General features: G+C 66.5%; 4 protein-coding genes. 3 read left to right on the top strand and 1 reads right to left on the bottom strand.

Features of this window, described 5'->3' with window-relative positions:
* On the top strand, nt 1-725 hold a 725-nt coding region (locus tag JHD07_RS30185), incomplete at its 5' end, for a M20/M25/M40 family metallo-hydrolase (protein WP_291628776.1).
* On the top strand, nt 722-1,432 hold the full coding sequence (trmB, locus tag JHD07_RS30180; protein WP_291628775.1) for a tRNA (guanosine(46)-N7)-methyltransferase TrmB: 711 nt from the start codon (nt 722-724) through the stop codon (nt 1,430-1,432). The genes JHD07_RS30185 and trmB, both read left to right, overlap by 4 nt.
* An 83-nt stretch (nt 1,433-1,515) precedes the next feature.
* Here the strand turns inward: trmB and JHD07_RS30175 are convergent, their stop codons facing one another.
* Nucleotides 1,516-2,598, bottom strand: a complete 1,083-nt coding sequence (locus tag JHD07_RS30175; RefSeq protein WP_291628774.1) for a DUF2336 domain-containing protein — start codon at nt 2,596-2,598, stop codon at nt 1,516-1,518.
* A 365-nt stretch (nt 2,599-2,963) separates the two neighbouring features.
* Here JHD07_RS30175 and rimP point away from each other — a divergent pair.
* On the top strand, nt 2,964-3,474 hold a 511-nt coding region (gene rimP / locus JHD07_RS30170), incomplete at its 3' end, for a ribosome maturation factor RimP (protein WP_291628772.1).

Below are 3,474 nucleotides of genomic sequence, written 5' to 3'. Positions count from 1 at the left end.
GCATCACGCACCTGTTCACCTCGGACGAGGAGATCGGCAGCCCGACATCGCGTGCGCTGATTGAGAAGGAAGGGCGCAACGCCAAATACGTGCTGGTCACCGAGCCGGCACGCGACGGCGGCAGGATCGTCACCGCACGCAAGGGCGTCGGGCGTTTCAAGGTCTTCATCAAGGGCGTGCCCGCCCATGCCGGCTCGCGGCCCGAAGACGGCCGCAGCGCCGTCCGCGAGCTCGGCAACTTCATCCTGGCCCTGGAAGGGATGAACGATTACGCGCGCGGCGTCACCGTCAATGTCGGCGTGGTGCGCGGCGGCACGCGTCCCAACGTCACGCCGGAGGAGGCTTACGCCGAAGTCGATCTGCGCGTCATGAGCCTCGAGGACGCCGACGAGTTCGTCGGCAGGATTCTCGCTTTGACATCGAAGACCGACGGCGTCACCGTCAAGGTCAGTGGCGAGCTCAATCGGCCGCCTTACGAGAAGAGCAGCGCAGGCGCCGCGTTGTACGAGCATGCCAAGGCGCTCGCTGGCGAGATCGGCTTCGAGCTGATCGACACCCACACCGGCGGCGGCTCGGACGGCAATTTCACGGCCGCGCACACCGCGACGCTCGACGGGCTCGGCGTCGACGGCAAGGGCGCGCACACCCATTATGAGCAGCTCTACGTTTCCTCGCTCGCGCCGCGCGCCCGGCTGCTCCATCGCCTGTACCAGACACTGCGATGAGCGACCGCAAATCAGATCCCGATCGCGACGACGGCGAGCGCGCCTTCTTCGGGCGCCGCAAGGGCCACAAGCTCCGGCAGCACCAGGCCGGGTTGATCGAGCAGTTGCTGCCCCATCTTGCGCTCGACATCGACGCCGAGGCGCCGGCGGACGCGCGCGACATCTTCGACCCCGCGGCCGAAGATGTCAGGCTCGAAATCGGCTTCGGCGGCGGTGAGCATCTTGCCGCCGAGGCCCAGAACTTCCCGACGACCGGCTTCATCGGCTGCGAGCCCTATGTCAACGGAATGGCGAAAATCCTCGCGCAGATCGAGGCCGCCAATATCGGCAACATCCGCCTGTTCGCGGGCGATGCCGCCGAGCTCCTGGCCTGGCTGCCCAAGGACTCGCTGTCGCGCATCGACCTGATTCATCCCGATCCATGGCCGAAGCGGCGGCACTGGAAGCGGCGCTTCGTGCAGGACCGGACGATCGCGGCGATGGCGCGCGTGCTGAAGCCGAATGGTGAATTCCGCTTTGTCTGCGACATCGACGATTATTGCGCCTGGACGCTGTCTCATCTGGCACGCTCGCAGGACTTCGTCTGGCTTGCGGAACGCGCCGACGATTTCCGGCAGCCATGGCCCGGCTACACCATGACGCGCTATGGAAGGAAGGCCGCGCGCGAGGGGCGCAAGGCGGCTTATCTGCGGTTTCGGCGGGTGTAGATTTCGCGTGCACTCCATCCGCGTTCGTCACGCCCGGTCTTGTCCCGCCTGCGCGGCCATGACGGCGAAGTCGCGAACTTCGATTAGATCGTCTGCCGGTTGCGCCAGAAATTCACGACGCGTTCGGCGGTGGCCGGCATCAGGCGCGTGAAGTTCAGACGCGCGGCCTCGATGTCGGCGTCGGCCGGCATGCGGTTCGGCCCGTACCAGAGCAGGATGAGCGCGCGCACCGTGGGCCAACCGAGGTTCAGCACGCGGCCAAGGATCAGAAGCGGATCGTAGCGGTCGCCCGCAATCAGGCGGTCGAGCACCGGGAGCCGAACGCCTGAAAGCGCCGAGAGCGCGGCGATCGATTCCTCGTATTTCTGCGCCTTGGCGAAGCCGAGCAGCGCGCTCTCGCCGAGATGGCCTCCGCGATGCAATGTCAGCACGGTGTGCTGTGCCGCAGAGTAGTCGCGGCGCGGGCCGGGCGGCAGCGCGGCCTCGTCGATCGCCGCCATCGCACGCTTGATCTCGGCCTGGCGCGCGGGATTCACCACGGTGGAGAGGCGGCGGCGGATGACGTCGAGGGTACCGTCGAGCAGTTGCTTCAGGTGCTCGCCGGAAAGGTCGTTGCGCTGACCGATCTTCAGCGTCAGCACCCCGTCCTGCGCCGCGCGCTTGATCAGCTCGGAATAGCTGCCGGGCGAGAACGCCGCACCGGCATTGGCCGCGGCACGGCGCACCACGTCGCGATCGCCGCGCTCGACCAGCACGTCGGTGATCACAGGCGACAAAGCGGGACGCTCCGTCATCGCCAGCAGATGACCCTGGCCCTTCAGGCGCGCGATCTCGACCAGAGCCGCGTCGTCGAGCACGGGCGAGCGGCGCAGCACGGGGCCGGCCACCGCGATCTCGTTTTCGCGCGCGAGCTGATTGACGAGGTGCGGCGGCGCATTGTTCAGGTGCGAAAAGCGCTCGGCCAGATCGGCTCGCGACGCCAGTTCGGCATGCGGGACGAGATCGACCAGGAGATTGTCGAAGAGATCGATCAGTTCGGGGCGGAGCTTCTCCGCATCCTGGAAGAACAGCTGGGAAATGGCGCGCGCGATATCGCCACGGCGCCGGGGATCGCCACGCTTGACGATATCCTCCAGTCCAGGAATGAGCGACGTGGCAACGGTCATGAAAACGCAACTCGAACGGGGCACGCCGCGGGTGCGCCCTTGGTTCAAGCCGCCCCACAATCCGGGAATCTAGGCCGGCTAGATGAAGGAAGCGTTGCGCGGCGCCGCGGGCCGGCGCAAAAAGGGCCGTCACCGCTGCAATGGGCCTTGTCCGAGAGGGTGGAAAGCGCTATATCAGCGCCAATTCATCTTCTCATACGATCCGCGTAGGAGAGTGGGCCCGAAAGGACCCGCTCTTTTTTATTACCTGAATGCGGCTCGGTGGAGGATGCGGCCCGACGCGTCGTCGGGAGAGTTCCGAAGCGAGCTTTGGATTAACCAAGCCTTAACCCAAGCCCTAACCAACGAGCGCCTTGACCCCTGCCATGACCGAACCGACCTCAGGTTCCCCGGATGCCGAGTTGCTGGCCGAGCCGCGGCTCGTGGTCGAGCCGGGCGCCGCGGCACGGGTGTCGGCAGTCGCAGCCCCCGTGCTCCAGGGCATGGGCTATCGGCTGGTGCGGATCCGCATTTCCGGGGAAGCCGGCTGCACCGTGCAGATCATGGCCGAGCGACCGGACGGCTCGATGCAGATCGAGGATTGCGAGGCGATCTCGCGGGCGCTGTCGCCCGTGCTCGACGTCGCCGATCCCATCGATCGCGCCTATCGGCTGGAGATCTCCTCGCCGGGCATCGACCGCCCGCTGGTGCGCCGTTCCGATTTCGAGCGCTATTCCGGGCATATGGTGAAGATCGAGATGGCCGTGGCACATGAGGGGCGCAAGCGCTTCCGCGGCACGCTCGGTCCGGTCGAAGGCGACCGCGTGCATCTGCATCGCGACGACGTCAAGCCGGGCGACGATGCCGACGTTCTCCTGACCATGGAGGATATCGGCG

The organism is Bradyrhizobium sp., assembly GCF_016462955.1.
Classification (GTDB): domain Bacteria; phylum Pseudomonadota; class Alphaproteobacteria; order Rhizobiales; family Xanthobacteraceae; genus Bradyrhizobium.
This window is presented reverse-complemented; position numbering and strand designations above follow the sequence as displayed.